Here is a 22707-nt window from a genome sequence, read left to right as displayed (position 1 = left end):
TTCCAACTCACCAGCGGTAGGTCAGCTTGCCGATGGCCTTGCGTCCCTCCGCATAGAAGCAGCCCGACAGGCTGTAGCAGGCGGCGACATAGCGGGTGTCGGCGAGGTTGGTGACGTTCAGCGACAGGCGCCAATTGTCCCTGCTGTAGGCGAGCAGCGCGTCCAGCACGGTCGCGGATCCAACCTTGAACGTGTTGGCGTCATCGCCCCAGGTCGCACCGACATAGCGGACGCCGCCGCCGAACTGCAGGCCCGCGAGCGGCCCGGTCTGAAGCGTGTAGTCGTTCCACAGCGAGGCGCGGTTGAGCGGCACCGTGACCGGTGCCTTGCCGACATTCACCGGATCCTGCGTCACCGTTGCATCGACATAGGCATAGGCCGCCCGCAGGTTCCAGCCGTCGGCCAGCGACATCGTGCCTTCGAGCTCGAGGCCGCGCGATTTCACCTGACCGGTCTGTTCGGCGAGATAGCTCGGCGGCGCAAAGGTGACGACGTTGTCGCGCGTCAGGTCGAAGGCGGCGAAGGTGAACAGCGCGTTCCAACCGAGCGGCTGGTACTTGACGCCCACTTCGTACTGCACGCCGGTCTCGGGATTGAGCAGCTGTCCGCTCGGGCCGGTCGCGAGCACCGGCAGGAAGGATTCCGAGTAGCTGAAATAGGGCGCGATGCCATTGTCGAAATTGTACATCAATGCGGCACGGCCGGTGAACGCCGACGCATCCTTCGAGACCGACGTATTAAAGATGCCGCTGTCCACCTGCGTCGTCACGAAATCCTGGCGGCCACCGAGCTGGAACGAGAGCCGGCCGAGCTTGATCTGGTCCTGCGCGTAGAGGCCGACTTGCGACTGCTTGACGCCGGTGTCGTCGCTCATGGCGCCCATGGTCCAGTCGTAGCTGTAGACCGGGTTGAAGACGTTGATCTCGGGCGCGGACGTCGTGACGGCAAAGGCGGTGTCGCGGAAGCTGGTGTTGCGGTAGTCGATCCCGACCAGCGTGGTGTGGCTCAGGAAACCCGTGGTGAACTTGCCCTGGAGCTGATTGTCCACCGCGAAGGAGTTGATGTAGGAGTTGCTGTAGCTGCCGAAACGCGCGAGCTGTCCCGCGGCCTCGTCGGTATAGCCTCCGCCGAAAAACACCTTCTCCTCGTTGTGCTGATAGGCGTAACGCAAATTCTGCCGGAACGTGATGCTGTCGGTGAAATTGTGCGAGAGCTGGTAGCCGGCGGTCGCGATCTCGGTGTTGAACGCGTTGAAGCTCGGCACGCCCGCGAAGAACGAGACCGGGATGGTGCGGCCGTTGTTCGGCCACACCGTGCCCGAGGCCGGCAGGAACTGGAGGCCCCACCCTGCCCGGTCGCGCTGATAGTTCGCGAGGATCGTGATGGTGGTGTCCTCGTTCGGCTTGAACGTGACGGCGGGCGCGATGAAGACGCGGTTGTCCTTGGTGAAGTCGACCTGGGTCTCGCCGTCGCGCACCACGCCGGTCAGGCGCCACAGCACGGTGCCGTCCTTGTTGGCGGGACCGCCCATGTCGAACTGGCCCTGATAACGGTTGAAGCTACCGCCGGAGATCGAGGCCTCGCCGAATTGCTGCGCCGTCGGCAGCTTGGTCACGTAGTTGAGGATGCCGCCGGTGCCGCTGCCGCCATACATCGCCGAGGATGGGCCCTTCAGGACCTCGAGGCGCTCGGCGCCGTAGGGATCGAGGCCGTTGAAGTGCACGTAATTGCTCGAGGGAATCCGCAATCCGTCGACGTAGAGGCCCGACATGGTGGTGTCGAAGCCGCGGATCTGGAGAGCGCCGAAGCGGGTATCGGAGCCGCCGTTGACGTCGCCGCTGACACCCGCGGTGTAGCGCAGCGCTTCGCCGATCGAGACCGCGCCCTGGTTTCTGACCTGGTCGGTGGTGACGACGGAGACGGACTGCGGGGTTTCGATCAGCGGCGTATCCGTCTTGGTCGCGGTGCCGCTGCGCGTCGCAACGAAACCGCGCACGGGACCATTGGCGCGTTCACCCGTGGCGCCGTTCGATGATGCCGACTGGGTTGGCGCGGCTTGCTGCGTCGGAGAGCGACGATTGGCGCGTGCAGCGCGTGTCGCCCCTGAGCGTCGCGGCGAAGCGACCGCCGCGGGCCGGGCGCGCTGGGCCGGGGCTTCGACGGTGACGGCGGGAATCTGCGTCTGCGCCTCCACGGCACCGAAGGGAACGACGAGAGCAAATGTGCTGGCCGCTCCGAGGAAGAGAGTCTGTATCTGTCGACGACGCGTGTCGGAACGCGAAGGAGGTTGGAAGTCGGTCACGTCGAGGCCCCACGCACTGCCGGCTTCACCGGTATCGTTTTTGATGCCTCGCCCTAACGCAGGCGATTTCGGAGTGCGATAGGAACTGCGTTAGAATTTCTCCAGACGCGTGTGCAACGCGTGCGACGAATGCGCTCACTCGTGTCTGGAAGTTTGGAATGCTTCCAGACCGACAAGAACCTGCTTGTTCGAAATGTCTAAAGCGACGTCAGCGATGTCGCAGCCGGCGATTGACCCGGCGCGCGAAATAATCGCCGGCGCTCTGGACGAGCTGCACCAGCGCGATCAGCACGACGACGACGGCCAACATCATCTCCGGCATGAAGCGCTGATAACCGTAGCGGATGCCGAGATCGCCGAGGCCCCCGCCTCCGACGGCACCGACCATGGCGGAGTAGCCGAGCAGGCTGACGACCGCGAGCGTCAACGCCAGCAGAAGACCCGGCAACGCTTCGGGGATTAGCACCTTGAGCACGATCTGCATCGGCGAGGCCCCGAACGAGGACGCGGTCTCGATCAGGCCACCATCGACCTCGCGGATCGCGGCCTCGACCAGGCGCGCGATGAACGGCGCCGATGCGATCGTCAAAGGCACGATTGCGGCCGTCGATCCGATCGAGGTGCCGGCCACCAGCCGCGTGAACGGGATGATGGCGACGACCAGGATGATGAAAGGCGTGGACCGTGTCGCGTTGACGACGATGCCGAGCACGCGATTGACGACGGGCGCCGCGAACAGCTCGCCTTTCCGGCTGGTCGCGAGAAAGACGCCGAGCGGCAGGCCGAAGGCGGTGCCGATCAGCGCCGCGAGCCCGACCATGTACAGGCTCTCGCCGGTCGCCTGGACGATCAGGTTGATGAGTTCAGGCGACATAGCCGAGACGCTCCGCGGGGAATTGATATTGTGACAGCCAAGCCAGCGTGCGCGTCGTCGCGTCCTCGCCGCCAGACATGCCGAGAGGGATGCCAAGCGTCAGTGAGCCCACATGCTGGCCGCCGATCTCGTCGATGCGGGCCGACAGCAGCGACACGTCGAGGCCGAGCTCGCGCGCGAGCCGCGCCACCAGCGTGTCGCCGGCCCCTGCCCCGCGAACCTGGACGCGGATCACGGCCTGTCCGCCCGCAGGCGGCTCCGAAACGATCCGGCTCGCCAGCGACACCGGCAGGCTGTCTCCGATCACTTCGGCCAGGAAGGATTGTGTGATCGGATGCTTGGGGTGGGTGAAAATGTCGGCGACATGGCCGCTCTCGACGACGTGGCCGGCGTCGAGCACCACGACGTCCCCAGCGAGCTGGCGCACCACCGACATCTCGTGGGTGATCAGCACGATGGTCACGCCCAGTTCGCGGTTGATGTTCGCGAGCAGATCGAGGATCGCCCGCGTGGTCTGCGGATCGAGCGCCGAGGTCGCCTCGTCCGACAGCAGCACGCTCGGCCGCGTCGCGAGCGCGCGGGCAATGCCGACGCGCTGCTTCTGGCCGCCGGAGAGTTCGGACGGATAGCGGTCGTGCTTGTCGGCGATGCCCACCAGCGCTAGCAGCTCGGCGACCCGGGTTTTGATGTCCGCTTTGGCCCAGCCGGCAATCTCGAGCGGCAGCGCGATGTTGGCGGCTGCGGTGCGCGAGGACAGCAGGTTGAAGTGCTGGAAGATCATGCCGATCGAGCGCTGCGCCAACCGCAAGTCGCGGCCCGAGAGCGCCGAGATATCTCTGTCATCGACGACGATGCGGCCCGTGGTCGGCCTCTCCAGCCCGTTGATGAGCCGGACCAGGCTCGATTTGCCGGCGCCGGAGCGGCCGATGACGCCGGTGATCGAACCGCGCGCGATTGCGAAGTCGATGTTTTGCAGGGCCTTGACGCCGGGCTTGCCGCGATAGGCCGGATAGATTTTCGAGATGCCTTCGAAGCGGACCATCGCGTCAGGCGCAGTCGCGGCAAGTGAAATCGCGGGACGTGAGATCGCGTGACGTGAGATCGCGTCGAGCTTTTCGATCGGTTGTCCGATCGCCGGCGACGGGTGGACGTTCATGGAGACGGCCTTCATGCACAATGTTCCGCTGGCCCTCTGGGGGCATCCGGGAACCGGTCGCATCAAGCGACGGAGAGTGAAACCGCGATGAGGACTCAGCTGGATCGCGCTGCACCGCAGCAGGCACCATCGCCCTTTCAAGTCGCTCTGGCAATGTCAGATATTTGTGGGGAATTGGACGAAGTTTTCCAAATTTCTCCCCACTGAAGAAAATTCATCTGCCGCCGTCTTGGCCCTCGCCCCGGCTCAGGTGACCCGCAACCAGGGCCATACGATCAGCAGGAGCCCTGCGAAATAGAGCACCCCGAAGATCAGCCCAAAACCCCAGAACTGACCCTTGCCGATATAGCCACTGCCGAAATACATCGGCGCCGGCCCGGTCGCGTAAGGCGAGATCACGCCCATCAGGCCGAGCGAATACATGCAGAGCATGGCGAGCGTCGTGACCGGCAGGTCGGGGATGCCGGATCCGACCGCGAGCACCACGGGCAGCACGGCGGCGGCATGCGAGGTGATGCTCGAGAAGAAATAATGGATCCAGAAGAACAGCGCGACCAGCAGGAGCATCGCGGTCGACGGCGACAGCCCGGCGAGCGGCTTTGCATATTCGGTGGCGAACCATTTGATGAAGCCGATCTCGTTGAGGCCCGAGGCCAGCGTCAGCAGCGAGGTAAAATAGAAGAACACCTCCCAAGCGCCCTTCTCGGCGACGATGTCGGCAAACTCGATCACGCCCGTCACCAGCATCAGCGAGATCACGATGAACACGACGGTGGTGGCGTTGACGAAATTCGAGCCCAGAAGCGGCACGCGGATGTCCGGGCTCGAGCCCGCGATCCACAGGAACATCGCGAGCAGGATCAGCGCCAGCATGATCCACTCATTGCGCGACATCGGGCCCATCTCCGCGAGCTCTTTCGATGCCCATTCGGAAATTTCCGGACTGCTCTTCACCTCGGGGCGGCAGACCGCGTAGCTGAGCAGTGGGACCAGCACCATCAGGAGCAGGCCGAGCGGCGCAAAGCCGATGAACCATTGCGCCCAGCTGACGTCGATTCCGACGGTCTTCTTGGCGATGGCCAGCGCCGCCGCATTGGGCGCGAGTGCGGTGAAAAACAATGAGCTGGTGACGGCGGTCGACGCGAACGCGGTCCACATCACGTAGGTGCCGATCTTGCCGGCGGTCGGTCCAGGCTCGGAGCCGTAGATGCGCGGGATGTTGCTGATGATGGGATAGACGATGCCGCCGCTGCGCGCAGTGTTGGACGGTGTCGCCGGCGCCAGCAGGAAGTCCGACATCGCCACCGCATAGCCGAGGCCGAGCGTGTTGGTGCCGAGCTTTTGCACCAGCACGAGCGCAATACGCCGGCCCAGCTGGCTCTTGCGGTAGCCGATCGAGAACACGAAGGCGCCGACGATCAGCCACACCGTGCTCTCCGCAAAGCCCGCCAGCATCCAGCGCAGCGACTTGGTCGGATCGGGATCGATATAACCGCCGACGCCGGCAACCGTCAGCCCGATCAGGCCGACCGCGCCGACCGGCATCGATTCCAGGATGAGCCCGGTGATGACGGCCGCGAAGACGGCAAAATAATGCCACTGGTTGACGTTGAGCCCCGCCGGCACCGGCCACAGATAGATCACCAGCCACACCGCGAGCGGCGCGATCAGCTTCCAGCGAAACCCTTTCGCCTCAGGCGCCTGCGAGCTACCGGCCATGGGCCCTCCCCCCGATCGTCATAGTCGTCTGCCGGCCCGTTGATCAGGCCTATTTTGTCCCAACGCGGCGTATACGGATAGTCCGCGGCGCAATCAATGGCCCAAGCCTGCTTCTACCGCCCTCTGAACTTCGGTTTGCGTCGCGTCAGGAACGCCTCGACGCCCTCCTTGTGGTCCTCGCTAAGGCTTGCCAGGGCGAACTGGTCGACGTCCATGTGGCTGGCGAGATTATCCAGCGCATGCGCCAGCCGGTTGACCGTGAGTTTCGTCATGGCAACGGAGAGCGGCGGCTGCGCTGCCACCTTGCGCGCAAGCTCCATCGCGGCATCGAACGCATGGCCGGGATCGACCACCTGCTCGACCAGGCCCCACTCATAGGCCTCATCCGCGCTGACGCGCTGGTCGGCCAGGATCACCGCCTGCTTGGTGCGCGCCGGGCCGATCAGATGCAGCATGCGCGGAATGCTCTGCCAGCTCATGTTCATGCCGAGCCCGATCTCGGGCACGCGCAGATGGGCATCGCGTCCCATGACGCGGAAGTCGAGCGCGACGGCGAGCGCCACGCCGCCGCCGACGCAAAAGCCCTCGATGGCGGCGATCGTGATCTGCTCCATCTCCTGCCAGGCGTGAGTCAGGCGGGGTCCGAGCTTGAGATGCCGCCGCAGCGTGCCGAGGTCCATGTCCTTGCGCGCGCGGCCTTCGGAATCCTTGAGGTCGAAGCCGGCGCTGAACGCAGCCGCGCTGCCTGTCAGCACCACGACAGAGGTTGCGGCGTCATCCTCAAAACTGCGCGCGGCCGCGGTGAGCTGGCGTAACGCCTCTGGCGACAGCGCATTGATGCCGTCGCCGCGGTCGAACCGCACCACCGCAATCCGCCCCTCCGGCCCCAGGCCCTTCTCGATCTTCACATAGTCGGGCAACGCAATCTCCCCTGATCTTGGTCTTCCTGGTGCTCACAGATGCCCGGTACGCCGATGTTCGGGTTCGCTTCCCTCGACCGGAAACCGGACCGTGGTCCCGATGGTGATCCAGTTGGCATTTTCGCCGGTGATGTTGCGGCCGTAGATCACGTCGACGGAGAATATCTCGTTCGGCCGGTAGCGGACACCGGTCTGGAAGCGCGGCTGCACGGCGCTTGCGATCTCGGAGGCGCCGGCTTGCCCGTAAGCCTCGATCGTCCATTGCAAAGTGTCGGTGAATTTCCAATCGAAGCCGATGCCGTAGGTCAGGTAATGGCGATCCACCGTGCGATCCCAGAGCCAGCCGCCGTTGACGTTGATGCGCATGGTGTCAGACAGGCGGAAGGTCGCGGGGATGACGGCAAAGGCGGATAGCGCCTCGCCGGTCGCCGCGTCGAACGATCCGCCGCCATAGGCCGACAATCCCCACCGGCCGATCCCGGTCGGGACGAAGTTCGTCTTGGCTTTGGGAGCAATTGTCGTGCTCCAGTCGCCATCGCTGCGGGCCCGGATGGTCTGCAGGCTCAGCTCGATCGGCCTGAAGGGATCGACGACACAGGAGGGATTGGCGACCGCGGAGAAATCCGTGTTGGAAGCCGTCGACAGCCAGCTCTCCACCTTGCAGGAGCCGACCTCGGAAATGTCGGCGGCATCGACCGCATAGGCGCCATTCGCGGCGCGCGCATCCTGCGCTGCGACTGCGCCAAAAGCGGCGATTGCGGCGGTTATTCCGGTTCTTGCAGCCCAGCCCATGGTGCGATGTTAGCAGAGTCTTCGCCTCGACAACGCCCGGATTCTGGGACTATCTTCGCCCTATGAGCGACCATCATCATCACCACGATCACGACCATTCCGATCTGTCGGAGACCGAGCTGCGCGTGCGCGCGCTCGAGATGATCCTGACCGAAAAAGGCTATGTCGAGCCGGCCGCGCTCGACGCCATCATCCAGGCCTATGAGACCCGGATCGGTCCCCATAACGGCGCGCGCGTCGTCGCCAAGGCCTGGAGCGATCCGGCTTTCAAGACGGCACTGCTGGAGGACGGCTCGAAGGCGATCGGCACGCTCGGCCATGTCAGCCGCGTCGGCGACCACCTCGTCGTGGTCGAGAACACGCCGCAGCGTCACAACATGGTCGTGTGCACACTGTGCTCCTGCTATCCCTGGGAAATGCTGGGGCTGCCGCCGGTCTGGTACAAGGCCGCGCCCTATCGCTCCCGCGCGGTGAAGGACCCGCGCAGCGTGCTCGCCGATTTCGGCGTGCAGGTCGCCAAGGACGTTGAAATCCGGGTATGGGATTCCACCGCCGAAACGCGCTTTCTTGTGCTGCCGATGCGCCCCGGGGGGACCGACGGCTGGAGCGAGGAGCAGCTCGCCGAGCTGGTCACGCGCGATTCCATGATCGGCACCGGCTTTCCCAAAGCGCCCGGAGCGCCATCATGAACGGCGTGCACGACATGGGCGGCATGGATGGGTTCGGCAAGGTCGAGCCCGAGCCGAACGAGCCGGTGTTCCACGAGGAATGGGAGTCGCGTGTTCTCGCCATGGTGCGCGCGATGGGCGCGGCCGGCGCCTTCAACATCGACACCTCGCGCTTCTATCGCGAGACGATCCCGCCGCACGTCTATCTCTCGAGCTCCTATTACAAGAAATGGTTTCTCGGGCTCGAGGAGATGCTGATCGAGAAAGGTTATCTCACCCGGGCGGAAGTCGCCGCCGGCCACGCGATGCAGCCGTCCAAGGCGCTCAAGCACGGCAAGTTCGATCTCGGCCAGGTCGAGCGCATCATGGTGCGCGGCAAGTTCGCCCGGCCTGCCCCTGCACCGGCGAAATACAAGATCGGCGACAAGGTCCGTGCGAAGAACATTCATCCGGCCACCCACACCCGCCTGCCGCGCTACGTGCGCGGCCATGTCGGCGTCGTCGAGCTGAACCATGGCTGTCACGTGTTTCCGGATACGGCGGCGATGGAGCTTGGCGAGAATCCGCAATGGCTCTACACGGTCGTATTCGAGGGCCGCGATCTCTGGGGCACGGACGGCGATCCGACCTCGAAAGTCTCGATCGACGCGTTCGAGCCGTATCTGGACCCGGCGTCATGAGCAGCACGGCTGCTGCGGCCCCGACGGCAGCGATCCCGAGCATTCCACGCGACGATGACGGCCCGGTGTTCCGCGCGCCCTGGGAGGCGCACGCGTTTGCGATGGCGCTGACGCTGCACGAGCGCGGCGTGTTCACCTGGCCCGAATGGGCGGCAGCCCTGGCCTCCGAGATCAAGCGCGCGCAGGCGGCCGGCGATCCCGATACTGGCGAGACCTACTATCTCCATTGGCTCGCCACGCTGGAGGGCTTCGTCGCACGCAAGGGCGTTGCGTCTGCGGAGACGCTGCATCGCTACCGCGACGCCTGGGATCACGCGGCAGATCGCACCCCGCACGGCAAGCCGATCGAGCTGAAGGCGGAGGATTTTCGGTAAGCTGCTTCCACATATTCCGTCATTGCGAGCGAAGCGAAGCAATCCAGAATCCCTCCCCAGAGGCAGTCTGGATTGCTTCGTCGCAAGAGCTCCTCGCAATGACGGCGGAGTGAGGCGCCTCACCGCCCCGCCACATACTCCCGCCACCCCTTCGCCCGCAGGCTGCACGCTGGGCATTCTCCGCAGCCGTATCCCCAATCATGCTGCGCGCCGCGTTCGCCGAGATAGCAGGTGTGCGACTGCTCGCGGATGAGATCGACCAGCCCGTCGCCGCCGAGGTCGTGGGCGAGCTTCCACGTCGCGGCCTTGTCGATCCACATCAGCGGCGTATGCAGTTCGAACTTGCGGGCCATACCGAGCGACAACGCCGCCTGCATGGCTCGGATGGTGTCGTCGCGGCAATCGGGATAGCCGGAATAGTCGGTCTCGCACATGCCGCCAACGATGTGACTGATGCCGCGCCGGTAGGCCAGTGCCGCGGCGAAGGTCAAAAACACCAGGTTGCGGCCGGGCACGAACGTGTTCGGCAGGCCGTCGGCGCCCACCGCGATCGCGACGTCGCGCGTCAGCGCCGTCTCGGATACGGCTGCCAGCGTCGGGATCGACAGCGTGTGGCTCTCGCCAAGCCTGGAAGCCCAATCCGCGCGCAGATCCTTGATGCCGTCGAACAGCCGGTCACGGCAGGCAAGCTCGATGGCGTGGCGCTGGCCGTAATCGAACCCCAGCGTCTCCACGCGCGCAAACCGGTTCAGCGCCCAGGCAAGGCAGGTGGTGGAATCCTGGCCGCCGGAGAACAGCACCAATGCGGTTTCGGATGAAAATACGTCGCTCATGGCTCGCGCTTTAGCATTGCGCACGCGGCTCGCCAATCCGGCCCGCCAACCGGTGGAAATCACCCTGTTCCGCCGCGCTACGCTGGGAACGGGCGCTCGCTTTTGGCATAAGGCTTGAGAGCCAGGAGACTGCCCCGCAATGACCCCTTCCCGCGACATTTCCCGCCTGATCGAGATCATGGCGGCGCTACGCACGCCGGTGACCGGCTGCCCCTGGGACCTGGAGCAGAATTTTGCGACCATCGCGCCGTATACGATCGAGGAAGCCTATGAGGTGGTCGAGGCCATCAGCCGCGGCGACCTCGACGATCTCTGCGAGGAGCTCGGCGACCTCCTGCTCCAGGTCGTCTTCCACGCCCAGATGGCGTCGGAGCAGAACGCGTTCGCGTTTGGAGATGTCGTCGAGGTCATCACGCGAAAAATGATCCGGCGCCATCCTCACGTTTTCGCCGACAAGGACGGCAACCTCGCCTCCTCCCACGTGAGGGAAGTCTGGGATCGCATCAAGGCGGAGGAGAAGGCCGAGCGCGCCGCGCGCCGGGCGCCGCAGGAAGTGCCGTCGCACAAGTCGCTGCTGTCAGGCGTGAAGGCCGGCCAGCCCGCGCTGACGCGCGCCATGGAGCTGCAGCGCAAGGCCTCTACTGTCGGCTTCGACTGGAACGATCCGCGCGCGGTGCTGGCAAAAATCCGCGAGGAAGCCGACGAGATCGAGGCCGCGCTCGACCGCAACGACAGCAAGGGATTGGCGGAGGAGACCGGCGACCTGATGTTCGCGCTGGTCAACCTCGCCCGCCATGTCGATGCCGATCCGGAAGCCGCGCTGCGTGCGACCAACGTGAAGTTCGAGCGGCGCTTTGCGTTCATCGAGCGGGCGCTGGAGGCGCAGGGCCGCACGCTGGAGCAGGCCTCGCTCGCGGAGATGGACGCGCTGTGGAATGAGGCGAAAGGTGAGGCGAAAAGCGCTGCGCCGGCGGAGAAAAGCAACCAGGTGCGCGGCTAACTCCCTCGTCGTCCCGGCGAAGGCCGGGACCCATAACCACAGGGAGGAGTTTGGCGAACACTTTGAGTGAAAATGCTTGTCGGTATAAAGACCGCTCTGACTCGATAGATCACGCGGTATGGGTCCCGGCCTTTGCCGGGACGACATCTGTTATGCAGTCGCGCGCGGCACGGCGTCGAACCGGTTCACCACGATATCCCGCTTGGTCTCGTCCACCCGTACCGTCATGTCGAAGCGGCCGTCGTGCAGCTCTTTGGCCAGCACCTCGGAATTCCGATGCAGCCAGCTGATGCCGGCGCCGTCGGAGGCATCGATGGAGAGGTCGAGCGTGATGCGCTTGGCAGCCAAGCGCTCCTCGATCGCGGCGAGCAGTGCGTCGACCCCCTCGCCCGACACGGCCGACACCAGCAGCGCCGGATGATCCTCCGGCCTGCGCGCCGCGATGTTCAAAAGCTCTTCGCGCTGTTCGGGACCATAACGGTCGACCTTGTTCCAGACCTCGATGATGCGGCCTGAATCATCGGGATTGATGCCGAGCTGGCGCAGCACGGCGTCGACGTCGCTCTGCTGCGCCTCGGCGTCGTCGTGCGAGATGTCGCGCACATGCAGGATGACGTCGGCTTCCAGCACCTCCTCCAGCGTGGCGCGGAAGGCGGCGACGAGCTGCGTCGGCAAATTGGAGATGAAACCGACGGTGTCCGACAGCATCGCCTTGCCGCCATGCGGCAGGGTGAGCGCGCGGAGGGTCGGATCCAGCGTCGCGAACAGCATGTCGGCGGCCTGCACGTCGGCGCGCGTCAGGCGGTTGAACAGCGTCGACTTGCCGGCATTGGTGTAGCCGACCAGCGCCACGACGCGGTACGGCACGCGCTGGCGGCCTGCGCGATGCAGGCGGCGCGTGGCCTGCACCTTCTTCAGCTCGCCCTCGAGCTTGGAGATGCGCTCCTGGATCAGGCGGCGGTCGGCTTCGATCTGCGTCTCGCCGGGACCGCCCATGAATCCAAAGCCGCCGCGCTGGCGTTCGAGATGGGTCCATGAGCGCACCAGGCGCGAACGTTGATAGTTGAGATGCGCGAGCTCGACCTGGAGCGAGCCTTCCTTGGTCTTGGCGCGGCGGCCGAAGATTTCCAGGATGAGCCCGGTGCGGTCGAGCACCTTTGCCTGCAGCTCCTTCTCGAGATTGCGCTGCTGGATCGGCGCAAGCGCGCAATCCATCACCACGAGCTCGACGTCGAGGCTCTTGGCGAGCGCGGCGATCTCCTCGACCTTGCCCTTGCCGATATAGGTCGCAGGGCGGATCTGGTTGATCGGCGCGATGATGGCATCGGCAACGACGAGATCGATCGCGCGCGCGAGGCCGGCAGCTTCGTCGAGCCGGGCTTCCGCGTCACGCAGGACATGAGCTTCCGATTGCGCGTCGGCATTGCCCGCGCGCACCCGCAAATAGGGACCGATGACAAGCACCCGCCCCGTCTGCTTTTCCCCTGCCGACCGCGGACGGTCGGCATCCCCGTCGAAATTCCGGGGTTCCAATCAGATCACTCTCAAGCCGGCTGGTCCTCGCCGCCTTCGAACAACTGGATCGGAGCGCCCGGCATGATGGTCGAGATCGCATGCTTGTAGACGAGCTGCGAGTGACCGTCGCGCCGAAGCAGCAAACAGAAATTGTCGAACCAGGTCACGATGCCCTGGAGCTTCACTCCGTTGACCAGAAAGATCGTCAGTGGCGTTTTGGTTTTGCGAACGTGATTAAGGAAGGTGTCCTGCAGGTTTTGTGCGCGGTCTGCCGCCATTGTTTTTTTCTCGCTTTGAGTTTCTTTTTATTGCGCCGGTTGCGGCCCTCTTTTGAAATTCGGGGTCCTCGTCCGGTTGCCGTCCCTCATGAGATCCCCCTCGGAGGGACAGCGGTTCAATTAGAGGACAGGTAGGCTTATTAGGCAAGCCGCTTCACGCGGCAGGCCACGCCGTATTGCCCCGAAAAACTACGGAAATCGATGATTTTCCTCGCCTATTCCAACGACGTCGCAGCGTTAGCCGACGCCGAGCGCCTTCAACTTCCGGTGCAGTGCCGAGCGTTCCATGCCAACAAACTCGGCCGTGCGAGAAATATTTCCTGAAAAACGGCTGATCTGTGCAATCAAATAGTCGCGCTCGAACACTTCGCGCGCTTCGCGCAGCGGCAGGCCCATGATGTGCTCGCCATTGTTGCTGGTCGGCATCGCCGGCACCATGGAGCCGACATCCTGCGGCAGCATGTCGGCAGTGATGATGACCTCAGGCCCGCCCGCAGCCAGAATCATGACTCTCTCAACGTTGTTGCGGAGCTGGCGCACATTGCCCGGCCAGACATGCGACTGCAGCACCGCCATCGCGTCCTGGCCGATCTGGCGCTTGGGCAGGCCGCTGCCCGCGGAAATCTGCTCCATGAAGTAGTCGATCAATTCCGGAATGTCCTCACGCCGCTCCGATAGCGCGGGCACGCGGATCGGCACCACCGAGAGCCGGTGATAGAGGTCCTCGCGGAAATGACCGGCCGCGATCTCCTCTTCGAGGTTGCGCGCGGTCGAGGAGATGATGCGGACGTCGACCTGCACCTTGCCGTTGCCGCCGACGCGCTGAAACGACTGCTCGACCAGCACGCGCAAGATCTTGTTCTGGGTCTCGCGCGGCATGTCCGCGATCTCGTCGATGAACAGCGTGCCGCCATGGGCCTCTTCGAGCGCGCCGGGCTTGCGCGCGTGCTCGCCGTTGGACTGCTCGATGCCGAACAGCTCGTGCTCCATCCGCTCGGGCGTGATCGCAGCGGCGTTGATGACGACGAAGGGGCCGTCGGCGCGGCCCGAGGCCGTGTGCAACGTGCGAGCGGTCAGTTCCTTGCCGGCACCGGCGGGACCAACGATCAGGATGCGGCTGTTGGCCTTGGCCGCACGCTCGATGGTCTGGCGCAGCTGGTTCATGCTGGGCGAGCGGCCTACCAGCGAGCTTGCGCTCGGCGCGAGCTGCTTCAGCTCCTTGACCTCGCGCTTGAGCCGCGAGTTCTCCAGTGCACGGTTCGCGACCAGGATCAGCCGGTCGGTCTTGAACGGCTTCTCGATGAAGTCGTAGGCGCCACGCTTGATCGCGGCGACCGCAGTCTCGATGTTGCCGTGGCCGGAGATCATCACGACCGGCAGATCGGGGTTGTCCTTCTTGACCTGCTCCAGGAGCTGCAAGCCGTCGAGCTTGGAGCCCTGCAGCCAGATGTCGAGGAACACCAGATGCGGCCTGCGGTTGGCGATCTCGGCGAGCGCCGTATCGCTGTCGCGTGCGGTCCGGGTCACGAAGCCCTCGTCTTCGAGGATGCCCGCAACGAGATCCCGAATATCGGCCTCATCATCGACAATCAGAATTTCACTTGCCATGGGTCGCCTGTTTTCTCAGCTGCCTGTTGAGGCTTCGATCTTCGTTGAATCATTGGTCTTTTCAGCCGGCTCTTTGGTTTCGACGGCCGCCTGCTTTGTTTCCGGATCCTTGACGGATTGCGTGGCCGTTTCGCCGCTTTCCGGCTTGGTCGTCGCCGCGGCCGACGGTTCGGCCCCCTCCGTTTTCGCGGGAGCGCCGGCGATCGCAAAACGCATCCGCATCCAGGCGCCGCGTTGGCCCTCGCGGAAGTCCGAGGCATCCTTCAGTTCGATGCGCCCGCCATGGTCTTCCAGCACGCGACCGACGATCGCGAGCCCAAGGCCGGTGCCCTTGGCGCGTGTCGTCACATAGGGCTCGAGCAGACGCGAGCGCGCCACCTTGGGCAAGCCGATGCCGTTGTCGACGACGTCGATCAGCACGTCCTCGCCCTCGCGCGAGACCACGACGTCGATCCGGCCCTTGCCGAGCTCCTCCAGGGGGACCTGCTCGATCGCCTCGGTGGCGTTCTTGACGATGTTGGTGACCGCCTGCGAGATCAGCCGCCGGTCGAACTGGGCGCGCAGCGGGTCTTCCCTGAACTCGGCCTCGATATCGATCTCGGGATGGGCGACCTTCATCAGGAACACCGCCTGTCGCACTGCGTCGGCGACGTCCTCCCCCTCCATCACCGGCTTCGGCATCCGCGCAAAGCGCGAGAACTCGTCGACCATGCGGCGGATATCGTCGACCTGACGCACGATGGTGTCGGTGCACTGTTCGAAGATCTGCTTGTCCTTGCCCTCGGCGATGTCCTTGCCGAATTTGCGGCGAATGCGCTCGGCGGAGAGCTGGATCGGGGTCAGCGGGTTCTTGATCTCATGCGCGATGCGGCGCGCGACGTCGCCCCAGGCCGAGGTGCGCTGCGCCGAGACCAGTTCGGTGATGTCGTCGAGGGTGATGATGTAGCTGTCGTGCGGCTGGCTGGTCTTCTCGGCGCTGACGCGGACCGACAGATTGCGTTCCTGTCCGTCCCGCGTGATCGTGATTTGTCCCTGCACCAGGCGCTGGGTCCCTTCCCGCGCCGTCTTCATCATCTCCTCGAGCTCGGGCAGCACGTCGGCAAGCGGGTGGCCGAGCGTCTCGGCTTCGGAGTGCCCGATCAGCTTTTCGGCGGAACGGTTGAGAATGCCGACGTTGCCTGAATTATCCACGCCGATGATGCCGGCGCTCGCGGACGACAGCACCGCCTCGATGAAGCGGCGGCGGCTGTCGATGAGGTCGCTGGCGTTGACGAGCTCGTCGCGCTGGCTGCGCAACTCCTCCGTCATCTTGTTGAAGGTCTCACCCAGCTGGGCGAGGTCGCCTTCCGACTGGTGCACCGGCACTTTCACATGGAGATCGCCGGTCGAGACCGTCTGGGCCGCGTTCATCAGCCGCCGGATCGGCGAGACCAGCGAGTTGGCGAAGTTGAGGCCGATCAGCACCGAGGCCATCAGGATGGTCAGCGCGATCACCGCGAACATCAGCGCGAACGCGACCTGGATGCCGAGCCGGCGCGACTCGATCTGGGCGTATTCGGCAACGCTGACCTCGGTCTGCTTGAGCTGCTGAACGACATTCGGATCGAGCGGCCGTGCGACATACAGGAAGGTGTCGCTGAAGGCGCGCAAGCGGATCACAGCAGCGACGAAGCTCGCATCCGGCAGCACCGCGATCTCGGGCTCGGATTCGTTGACGTTGCTGAGGAAGTCCGGCGCCGGCGGCGAATAGGCCAGCCGCATGCCGGTGTCGGCGGATTCGAGAATGTTGGTGTTCTTGTCGATGATCATCGCGCCCGGCAAATTGCGCGAGGCGGCGCTGGACGTCAGCAATTCGCGAAAAGAGCGGCGATCCTGGTCGTAGAGCGGCCGCGCGTGGGCGATGTCGTTGGCCATGCCGAGAATGTCGCCCCGGATCAGCTGCGCGTGGTCCTGCATGTAAGCCCGCGCGATCGTCAGAGAATTCTGGATCACCTCCTTGGTCGGGCCGGAGAACAGGCGGTCGAGGCCGCGCTCGATGGTGACGTTGGCGACGACGGCGACCAGCACCGCCGGCAGCACCGCCACGATCGAGAACAGGCTGACGATCTGGACATGGAGGCGCGCCGCCGCCCTGCCCCGCCGTCGCGCCAGGATCAACTGCCAGAGCTCGCGGATGATGATGCCGACCAGCAGCAGGATGGTGGCTGCGTTGCTCAGGTAGAACGAACGGACAACTTGCGGCGTCAGTTCGATGCTGGTGAGGCCGGTCAGGACCAGGAAGGTGAGCAAGGCCGACAGCAGCGCCAGCGCCACGGCAAAGGGCGCCAGCCAGCGTCGCGCCGACCAACGCCGGGGCTCTTCTGCTGGGGCCGTGTCAAAGGATGCGGCCGAGGTGTCTGCGCTGGTCATTCCGGCAATGGGTGCTGAAAAACGGGGTCCGCGGCGGGCGGATACTGATGTATTCGTACCACATTGTTGCCGAATTGCGACAATTCCGCGGCGCCCCCGCCGCGACCGACCCGCGCATCCACAGCGACATGCCGGAGCCGGGAACGCATTCCGGCCCTCACGGCTTGACCAGCATGCACAGGTTCTTTCTCGCAATGATGGTGTCGGCCGTGCTGCTGCTGATCGTGGCGGCGGACCTGCTGGTCAATGGTCTCGGGGTGCAGGAGCCCAATGCGAACGTCGCCAGCGCGATACAGGTAGCAGGCCGGTTTGTCAGATAGGTGTGAGGCCGCTCCGCGGCTGAAATCATCATCTGAATGTTCCTGCGGAACATTTCAGTCCGGTCCGGACTTCTGCTCACCGCGTCAGCCACAACGGCCAGCGCGATCCGGACAGGCTCAGCTCCGCTTGGTAGGGGGAGCTGAGCCAGCGTCCGCTGCGCGGATGCTAGCCCCCGCTCCGATACACCTGGATATCGAGATCCCGGATCTTCTTCCGTAGCGTGTTGCGGTTGAGGCCGAGCAGATCGGCCGCGCGGATCTGGTTGCCGCGGGTGGCGGCGAGCGCGGCCGTGAGCAGCGGCACCTCGATTTCTTTCAAGATGCGGTGATACAGGCCCGGCGGCGGCACGCCGTTCGGGAAGCCCTGGAAATGCGAGGAGAGATACGCTTCCACAGCGCCGCCGAGATTGTCGACGCCATGCTGGACTGCGGCACCCGGGCTGACCGTGGGTGGCGCCAACTCGCCGTCGATGACGGAGCCCGTGATCACGTCCTGCGGATAGAGCGCCGCGAGGCGACGGGCGAGGTTCTCGAGCTCGCGCACGTTGCCCGGCCAGCGGTGCTGCTTCATCCGCTCCAGCGCCAGCGTGTCGAGCTTCTTCGGCGGCAGTCCGTCCTTCTCGGCGAGCGCGAAGAAATGCCGGATGAGATCGGGCAGATCCTCGATGCGCTCGCGCAGCGGCGGCAGCCGCAGCGGCACGACGTTGAGGCGGAAGAACAGATCTTCGCGGAACAGGCCCTGCTGGATCAGGACGCGCAGATCCTTGTTGGAGGCCGCGACGATGCGCACGTCGGTCTTGATCGGGGTGCGGCCGCCGACCGTGGTGTATTCGCCCTGCTGAAGCACGCGCAGCAGGCGGGTCTGCGCCTCCATCGGCATGTCGCCGATTTCGTCCAGGAACAGCGTGCCGCCCTCGGCCTGCTCGAAGCGGCCGGAGGCGCGGGTGTTGGCGCCGGTGAAGGCGCCGCGCTCGTGGCCGAACAGTTCGGACTCGATCAGGTCACGCGGGATCGCCGCCATGTTGACCGCGACGAACGGGCCGTTGCGGCGCTTGCCGTAATCGTGCAATGCGCGCGCCACCAGCTCCTTGCCGGTACCGGACTCGCCCGTGATCATCACCGTGAGGTCGGTCTGCATCAACCGCGCCAGCACGCGATAGATTTCCTGCATCGCCGGCGAGCGGCCGACCAGCGGGATCGCCTCCATCTCGGCGTCCTCGTTCGGCGTCGAGACCCGCTCCTTCGGCTCGGCCAGCGCGCGGCCGACGATGGCGATCAGCTCCTTCAGGTCGAAGGGCTTCGGCAGATATTCATAGGCGCCGCGCTCGGAGGCGCGAATCGCCGTCATGAAGGTGTTTTGCGCGCTCATGACGATGACCGGCAAATTCGGCCGCATCTTCTTGATCCGCGGCAGCAGGTCGAACGCGTTCTCGTCGGGCATCACCACGTCGGTGATGACGAGATCGCCCTCCCCCTGGCTGACCCATCGCCACAGCGTCGCGGCATTGCCGGTCAGCCGCACTTCGTAGCCGGCGCGGGATAGTGCCTGATTGAGAACCGTGCGGATGGCGGTGTCGTCATCAGCAACGAGAATGCTACCTGCGGGCATCGTTAATCCTCATTTTGCCCCCTGTGACGCAGACGACGACTTCCCGGCAGAGCCGTCGCGACTGCTTTGATCGGCATGTTTCACCGATGTGGAATACATCGGCATCAGCACGCGGAAGGTGGTCTTCCGCGGCTGAGATTCGCATTCGATGATGCCCCCGTGGTCCCCGATGATCTTTGCGACCAGCGCGAGGCCCAGACCCGAGCCGGTCTGCTTGGTGGTGACGAAGGGATCGAACAGATTTGGCAGAAGATCGTCCGGCACGCCTGGTCCGTTGTCCTTCACGCAGAATTCGAGCGGCAGGGATACACGGGATTTTTGACCGGGGACTGACAGGCGCACGCCGGGGCGAAACGCGGTGGTGAGCTGGATTTCGCCGTCGGGAACGTCGATCAGTGCTTCGGCGGCGTTCTTGACGAGGTTGAGGAACACCTGGATGAGCTGGTCCTGGTTCGCCAGCACCGGCGGCAGCGAGGGATCGTAGTCCTCAACGAAGCGGATGTTGCGGGCAAAGCCGGACTGCGCCAGCCGTTTGACGTGATCGAGCACCGAATGGATGTTGACGGGGCCGCGCACCACGGGGCGCTCGTCGCCGAACACCTCCATGCGGTCGACCAGCGTCACGATACGATCGGCCTCGTCGCAGATCAGCCGCGTCAGCATGCGGTCTTCCGAGGAGGCCTGCTGCTCCAGGAGCTGCGCGGCGCCACGGATGCCGGAGAGCGGGTTCTTGATTTCATGCGCCAGCATCGCGGCGAGCGCGATCACCGAGCGCGCGGCGCTGCGATGGGTGAGCTGGCGGTCCATCTTGTCGGCGATGGAGCGCTCCTGGAGCATCACCACGATATGGCCAGGCCGTTCCGTGACGGGGGCAACGTGCAGATCGACTTGGCGGTCTCCGCCCATGCGTGGCGTGCCCAGATCGACCTTGTATTCGTTGACCGGTGCGTTCGACGAACGCACTTGGTCGATCAGCGCCAGCAAGGGGCTTCCGAACGGCACCAGCTCTTTCAGCGACTGCCGCTTCAAAAACTGCGTCGAGATATCGAAGAAGGCTTCGGTTGCGATGTTGGCGGCGACGATCTTGCCGTCCGGCCCGATCATGAGCACGGGATTGGGCAGTGCATCCAGGATGGCATCGCTGTCGGACGGAAACGGCCGACGATGTTCAGCAACTGAGCTCATGCAGCGGCGCTCCATGCGAAGTCGTCGAAGGCATCTTGCAGTGACCGGTGGACGAGGCGCGGATCCTCCGAGGTGAGGATTTTCTGGCGCCAGGATTTCAGCTTCTCGGCCGGCGCACGGCTCACATCAGCCGCGACGTCGAGGGCCCAGCCCAGATGTTTTCGCGCATGCCGCAGACCGATGCGCAGGCCGTAGAGCGCGCAGACGCCCTCGTAAAGCGTGCGGACGTAATGCAGCTGCGTCTCGAGCGACGGCGTGGCTTCCGCCGCCCCGCCCCTCAAGCGCCGGCCGATCTGGCCGGGCAGCCAGGGCTGGCCCTGCGCGCCGCGGCCGATCATCACGGCGTCGGCGCCGGAGGCCTCTAACGCCGCGAGCGCCTTCTCGAAAGTGGTGATGTCGCCATTGACGACGAGCGGAATGGAGATGGCCTCGCGCACGGCGCGGATCGCGTCCCAATCGGCCTCGCCCTTGTAGAACTGGCAGCGGGTGCGGCCGTGCACGGTGACGAGCTTGATGCCTGACGCCTGCGCGCGACGCGCCAGTTCCGGCGCGTTGCGGGTGCGGTCGTCCCAGCCGAGCCGCATCTTCAGCGTCACCGGTACCTTCACCGCCGCGATCGTGGCTTCGATCAGACTGACGGCGTGGTCGAGGTCGCGCATCAAGGCGGAACCGGACTGGCCGCCGGTGACGTGACGGGCCGGACAGCCCATGTTGATGTCGATGATGTCGGCGCCGTCGGCTTCGGCAATCCGGGCGCCCTCCGCCATCCAATGCGTCTCGCAACCGGCGAGCTGGACCACGTGTGGACCGATACCCGTGGCTTCGCAGCGCAACCGGGACATATGATGACCATTGGCGAGCTCGTCGCTGGCCGTCATTTCGGAGACCACCAGACCCGCCCCCAACTCCGCGGCCAGCCGGCGGACGGGCGAGTCAGTCACCCCCGACATCGGCGCCAGGAAGACCGGGGTGGCGACATCAATATCGCCTATCTTCAATGGCTTAGAGCCTGATACTGCCGAGCCGGTCACAGGGGTCTCGTTAAGTTGGCAGCGCCTCATCGCGCCTGCCATGACCTATCTTGCGCACAATTCTTGTGCAGTCAAGCGTCATGCCTACAGTTTAGACAGTTCTGGCAATCCTTCAAGTGCAGTGCAGCAAAATGCTGTTTCCCACAATCCGGGGAAACCCCCTTTTTTTGCGGGCCTGCCGTGCTAGAGGCATGCGGCAATCACCCCCACCCCCGACTCTCTTCATCATCAAATGAGTATTTGAGTCCTATGGCGAAATCACAGCGCACCGCAGTCGTTCTCGTCGCGGCCGGACGCGGCCTGCGCGCAGGCGCCGGTGGCCCCAAGCAATATCGCGAGATCGGCGGCGTGCCGGTGATCTATCGCGCCATGGAGGCCTTCAGCCGTCATGCGGACGTGTTCGCGGTTCAGCCGGTCGTGAACCCCGACGACGGCGCCATGTTCACGGCAGCGGTCGCAGGGCTCAGCCACGAGGCTCCGGTCAATGGCGGCGCAACCCGGCAGGCCTCGGTGCTCGCCGGTCTCGAAGCGCTCGCCAGGCACAAGCCCGACATCGTGCTGATCCACGACGCCGCGCGCCCTTTCGTTTCGGAGGGCGTGATCACCCGCGCGATCGATGCGGCCAGCCGCACCGGCGCCGCGATCCCCGTCGTTCCCGTCACCGACACCATCAAGGTCACCGGCGAGAACGGCAATGTCGAGGACACGCCGGACCGGGCGCGGTTGCGGATCGCACAGACACCGCAATCCTTTCGCTTCGACGTCATCCTTGAGGCGCATCGTCGCGCGGCCAAGGACGGGCGAAGCGATTTCACCGATGATGCCGCGATTGCCGAATGGGCGGGATTGACGGTTGCAACCTTTGAAGGCGATGTTGCCAATATGAAGCTCACCACTCCCGAGGATTTCGTGCGCGAGGAAGCGCGGCTGGCCAGCCTGCTCGGCGATATCAGGACCGGTACGGGCTATGACGTCCACGCCTTCGGCGAGGGCGACCATCTCATGCTCTGCGGCGTGCGCGTGCCCCACACCAAGGGCTTCCTGGCCCATTCCGACGGCGATGTCGGCCTGCATGCGCTGGTCGACGCCATCCTCGGCGCGCTCGCCGATGGCGATATCGGCTCGCACTTCCCGCCCAGCGACGCGAAGTGGAAGGGCGCCTCCTCCGACCAGTTTTTGAAATACGCCATCGAGCGCGTCACCCAGCGCGGCGGCCGCATCGCCAATCTCGAGGTCACCATGATCTGCGAACGGCCGAAGATCGGTCCCTTGCGCGACACCATGCGCGCGCGCATCGCCGAGATCTCCGGCGTCGACATCTCCCGGATCGCGGTCAAGGCGACCACCAGCGAGCGGCTCGGCTTCACCGGCCGCGAGGAAGGCATCGCGGCCACCGCGAGCGCTACCATCCGTCTGCCCTGGAGCGGCTAGGCC

Annotated in this window: 20 protein-coding genes; 6 read left to right on the top strand and 14 right to left on the bottom strand. The window is 64.9% G+C overall.

Annotation, left to right across the window (positions count from 1 at the left end):
* Positions 1 to 7 precede the first annotated feature (7 nt).
* The 6 genes from BRA1417_RS0123765 to BRA1417_RS0123740 all read right to left on the bottom strand — a co-directional run bounded on the left by BRA1417_RS0123765 (position 8) and on the right by BRA1417_RS0123740 (position 7763).
* Positions 8 to 1996: a TonB-dependent siderophore receptor gene (locus tag BRA1417_RS0123765; protein WP_027517952.1), complete on the bottom strand. Its 1989-nt coding sequence runs from the start codon at positions 1994 to 1996 to the stop codon at positions 8 to 10.
* A 514-nt stretch (positions 1997 to 2510) separates the two neighbouring features.
* On the bottom strand, positions 2511 to 3176 hold the full coding sequence (locus BRA1417_RS0123760; protein WP_027517951.1) for a methionine ABC transporter permease: 666 nt from the start codon (positions 3174 to 3176) through the stop codon (positions 2511 to 2513).
* A complete protein-coding gene (locus tag BRA1417_RS0123755; RefSeq protein ID WP_027517950.1) occupies positions 3166 to 4347 on the bottom strand; it encodes a methionine ABC transporter ATP-binding protein in 1182 nt (393 codons plus the stop codon). The genes BRA1417_RS0123760 and BRA1417_RS0123755 overlap by 11 nt, the downstream gene beginning before the upstream one ends.
* Positions 4348 to 4578: 231 nt before the next feature.
* Positions 4579 to 6051 (bottom strand): DASS family sodium-coupled anion symporter, encoded by a 1473-nt coding sequence (locus tag BRA1417_RS0123750; protein ID WP_027517949.1) that lies wholly within the window; start codon positions 6049 to 6051, stop codon positions 4579 to 4581.
* 113 nt (positions 6052 to 6164) lie between these two features.
* Positions 6165 to 6971: an enoyl-CoA hydratase/isomerase family protein gene (locus BRA1417_RS0123745; protein ID WP_027517948.1), complete on the bottom strand. Its 807-nt coding sequence runs from the start codon at positions 6969 to 6971 to the stop codon at positions 6165 to 6167.
* Positions 6972 to 7004: 33 nt separating this feature from the next.
* Complete coding sequence (locus BRA1417_RS0123740; protein WP_027517947.1) at positions 7005 to 7763, bottom strand: hypothetical protein; 759 nt, start codon at positions 7761 to 7763, stop codon at positions 7005 to 7007.
* A 62-nt stretch (positions 7764 to 7825) separates the two neighbouring features.
* Here BRA1417_RS0123740 and nthA point away from each other — a divergent pair, with 62 nt between their 5' ends.
* Genes nthA through BRA1417_RS0123725 form a run of 3 tightly spaced genes read left to right on the top strand, consistent with a single transcriptional unit; the run spans position 7826 to position 9485 of the window.
* Positions 7826 to 8452, top strand: a complete 627-nt coding sequence (gene nthA, locus BRA1417_RS0123735) for a nitrile hydratase subunit alpha (protein WP_027517946.1) — start codon at positions 7826 to 7828, stop codon at positions 8450 to 8452.
* Positions 8449 to 9111 (top strand): nitrile hydratase subunit beta, encoded by a 663-nt coding sequence (nthB, locus tag BRA1417_RS0123730; protein WP_027517945.1) that lies wholly within the window; start codon positions 8449 to 8451, stop codon positions 9109 to 9111. The genes nthA and nthB overlap by 4 nt, the downstream gene beginning before the upstream one ends.
* Positions 9108 to 9485, top strand: coding sequence for a nitrile hydratase accessory protein (locus BRA1417_RS0123725; RefSeq protein WP_027517944.1), 378 nt, complete (start codon positions 9108 to 9110; stop codon positions 9483 to 9485). Before nthB ends, BRA1417_RS0123725 begins: the two co-directional genes overlap by 4 nt.
* A 119-nt stretch (positions 9486 to 9604) precedes the next feature.
* On the opposite strand, the gene queC is transcribed toward BRA1417_RS0123725, so the two are convergent.
* Entirely contained in the window at positions 9605 to 10318 is a 714-nt protein-coding gene (gene queC / locus BRA1417_RS0123720; protein WP_027517943.1) for a 7-cyano-7-deazaguanine synthase QueC, read from the bottom strand.
* A gap of 139 nt (positions 10319 to 10457) precedes the next feature.
* On the opposite strand from queC, the gene mazG reads away from it, so the two are divergent.
* Positions 10458 to 11318, top strand: a complete 861-nt coding sequence (gene mazG, locus BRA1417_RS0123715; RefSeq protein WP_027517942.1) for a nucleoside triphosphate pyrophosphohydrolase — start codon at positions 10458 to 10460, stop codon at positions 11316 to 11318.
* A 150-nt stretch (positions 11319 to 11468) separates the two neighbouring features.
* On the opposite strand, the gene hflX is transcribed toward mazG, so the two are convergent.
* The 4 genes from hflX to BRA1417_RS0123695 form a co-directional block, all read right to left on the bottom strand.
* A complete protein-coding gene (hflX, locus tag BRA1417_RS0123710) occupies positions 11469 to 12851 on the bottom strand; it encodes a GTPase HflX (protein ID WP_027517941.1) in 1383 nt (460 codons plus the stop codon).
* An 11-nt stretch (positions 12852 to 12862) separates the two neighbouring features.
* Positions 12863 to 13111 (bottom strand): RNA chaperone Hfq, encoded by a 249-nt coding sequence (hfq, locus tag BRA1417_RS0123705; RefSeq protein WP_007591126.1) that lies wholly within the window; start codon positions 13109 to 13111, stop codon positions 12863 to 12865.
* 237 nt (positions 13112 to 13348) lie between these two features.
* Positions 13349 to 14719 carry a sigma-54 dependent transcriptional regulator gene (locus BRA1417_RS0123700; protein WP_007591127.1) on the bottom strand — a complete coding sequence of 457 codons (1371 nt, stop codon included), beginning with the start codon at positions 14717 to 14719 and terminating at the stop codon, positions 13349 to 13351.
* 15 nt (positions 14720 to 14734) lie between these two features.
* Positions 14735 to 17128, bottom strand: coding sequence for a PAS domain-containing sensor histidine kinase (locus BRA1417_RS0123695; RefSeq protein WP_027517940.1), 2394 nt, complete (start codon positions 17126 to 17128; stop codon positions 14735 to 14737).
* Between the two features lie 47 nt (positions 17129 to 17175).
* Between BRA1417_RS0123695 and BRA1417_RS40795 the strand changes: the two genes are divergently transcribed.
* Positions 17176 to 17448, top strand: coding sequence for a hypothetical protein (locus tag BRA1417_RS40795; RefSeq protein WP_035969497.1), 273 nt, complete (start codon positions 17176 to 17178; stop codon positions 17446 to 17448).
* Positions 17449 to 17614: 166 nt separating this feature from the next.
* Here the strand turns inward: BRA1417_RS40795 and ntrC are convergent, their stop codons facing one another.
* Genes ntrC through dusB form a run of 3 tightly spaced genes read right to left on the bottom strand, consistent with a single transcriptional unit; the run spans position 17615 to position 21240 of the window.
* Complete coding sequence (ntrC, locus tag BRA1417_RS0123685; protein WP_007610301.1) at positions 17615 to 19057, bottom strand: nitrogen regulation protein NR(I); 1443 nt, start codon at positions 19055 to 19057, stop codon at positions 17615 to 17617.
* A 9-nt stretch (positions 19058 to 19066) separates the two neighbouring features.
* A complete protein-coding gene (locus tag BRA1417_RS0123680; RefSeq protein ID WP_027517939.1) occupies positions 19067 to 20242 on the bottom strand; it encodes a nitrogen regulation protein NR(II) in 1176 nt (391 codons plus the stop codon).
* Positions 20239 to 21240: a tRNA dihydrouridine synthase DusB gene (gene dusB / locus BRA1417_RS0123675; RefSeq protein ID WP_027517938.1), complete on the bottom strand. Its 1002-nt coding sequence runs from the start codon at positions 21238 to 21240 to the stop codon at positions 20239 to 20241. Before dusB ends, BRA1417_RS0123680 begins: the two co-directional genes overlap by 4 nt.
* Before the next feature lie 282 nt (positions 21241 to 21522).
* Here dusB and BRA1417_RS0123670 point away from each other — a divergent pair, with 282 nt between their 5' ends.
* Positions 21523 to 22704 (top strand): bifunctional 2-C-methyl-D-erythritol 4-phosphate cytidylyltransferase/2-C-methyl-D-erythritol 2,4-cyclodiphosphate synthase, encoded by a 1182-nt coding sequence (locus BRA1417_RS0123670; protein ID WP_027517937.1) that lies wholly within the window; start codon positions 21523 to 21525, stop codon positions 22702 to 22704.
* Positions 22705 to 22707: the final 3 nt, after the last annotated feature.

Origin of the sequence: Bradyrhizobium sp. WSM1417 (genome assembly GCF_000515415.1) — a bacterium.
In the GTDB taxonomy this organism is placed as follows: Bacteria; Pseudomonadota; Alphaproteobacteria; order Rhizobiales; family Xanthobacteraceae; genus Bradyrhizobium.
The sequence above is the reverse complement of the archived record's forward strand: the minus strand, read 5'-3'. Positions and strand labels throughout refer to the sequence as shown.

What these genes read in the sequence shown, in the direction of transcription:
- BRA1417_RS0123750 (WP_027517949.1), bottom strand. Translation starts at nt 6,051, where the DNA reads ATGGCCGGTAGCTCGCAGGCGCCTGAGGCGAAAGGGTTTCGCTGGAAG.
- BRA1417_RS0123695 (WP_027517940.1), bottom strand. Translation starts at nt 17,128, where the DNA reads ATGACCAGCGCAGACACCTCGGCCGCATCCTTTGACACGGCCCCAGCA.
- BRA1417_RS0123680 (WP_027517939.1), bottom strand. Translation starts at nt 20,242, where the DNA reads ATGAGCTCAGTTGCTGAACATCGTCGGCCGTTTCCGTCCGACAGCGAT.
- BRA1417_RS0123740 (WP_027517947.1), bottom strand. Translation starts at nt 7,763, where the DNA reads ATGGGCTGGGCTGCAAGAACCGGAATAACCGCCGCAATCGCCGCTTTT.
- BRA1417_RS0123725 (WP_027517944.1), top strand. Translation starts at nt 9,108, where the DNA reads ATGAGCAGCACGGCTGCTGCGGCCCCGACGGCAGCGATCCCGAGCATT.
- BRA1417_RS40795 (WP_035969497.1), top strand. Translation starts at nt 17,176, where the DNA reads ATGTATTCGTACCACATTGTTGCCGAATTGCGACAATTCCGCGGCGCC.
- BRA1417_RS0123670 (WP_027517937.1), top strand. Translation starts at nt 21,523, where the DNA reads ATGGCGAAATCACAGCGCACCGCAGTCGTTCTCGTCGCGGCCGGACGC.
- ntrC (WP_007610301.1), bottom strand. Translation starts at nt 19,057, where the DNA reads ATGCCCGCAGGTAGCATTCTCGTTGCTGATGACGACACCGCCATCCGC.
- mazG (WP_027517942.1), top strand. Translation starts at nt 10,458, where the DNA reads ATGACCCCTTCCCGCGACATTTCCCGCCTGATCGAGATCATGGCGGCG.
- BRA1417_RS0123755 (WP_027517950.1), bottom strand. Translation starts at nt 4,347, where the DNA reads ATGAAGGCCGTCTCCATGAACGTCCACCCGTCGCCGGCGATCGGACAA.
- nthB (WP_027517945.1), top strand. Translation starts at nt 8,449, where the DNA reads ATGAACGGCGTGCACGACATGGGCGGCATGGATGGGTTCGGCAAGGTC.
- queC (WP_027517943.1), bottom strand. Translation starts at nt 10,318, where the DNA reads ATGAGCGACGTATTTTCATCCGAAACCGCATTGGTGCTGTTCTCCGGC.
- nthA (WP_027517946.1), top strand. Translation starts at nt 7,826, where the DNA reads ATGAGCGACCATCATCATCACCACGATCACGACCATTCCGATCTGTCG.
- hfq (WP_007591126.1), bottom strand. Translation starts at nt 13,111, where the DNA reads ATGGCGGCAGACCGCGCACAAAACCTGCAGGACACCTTCCTTAATCAC.
- BRA1417_RS0123700 (WP_007591127.1), bottom strand. Translation starts at nt 14,719, where the DNA reads ATGGCAAGTGAAATTCTGATTGTCGATGATGAGGCCGATATTCGGGAT.
- BRA1417_RS0123760 (WP_027517951.1), bottom strand. Translation starts at nt 3,176, where the DNA reads ATGTCGCCTGAACTCATCAACCTGATCGTCCAGGCGACCGGCGAGAGC.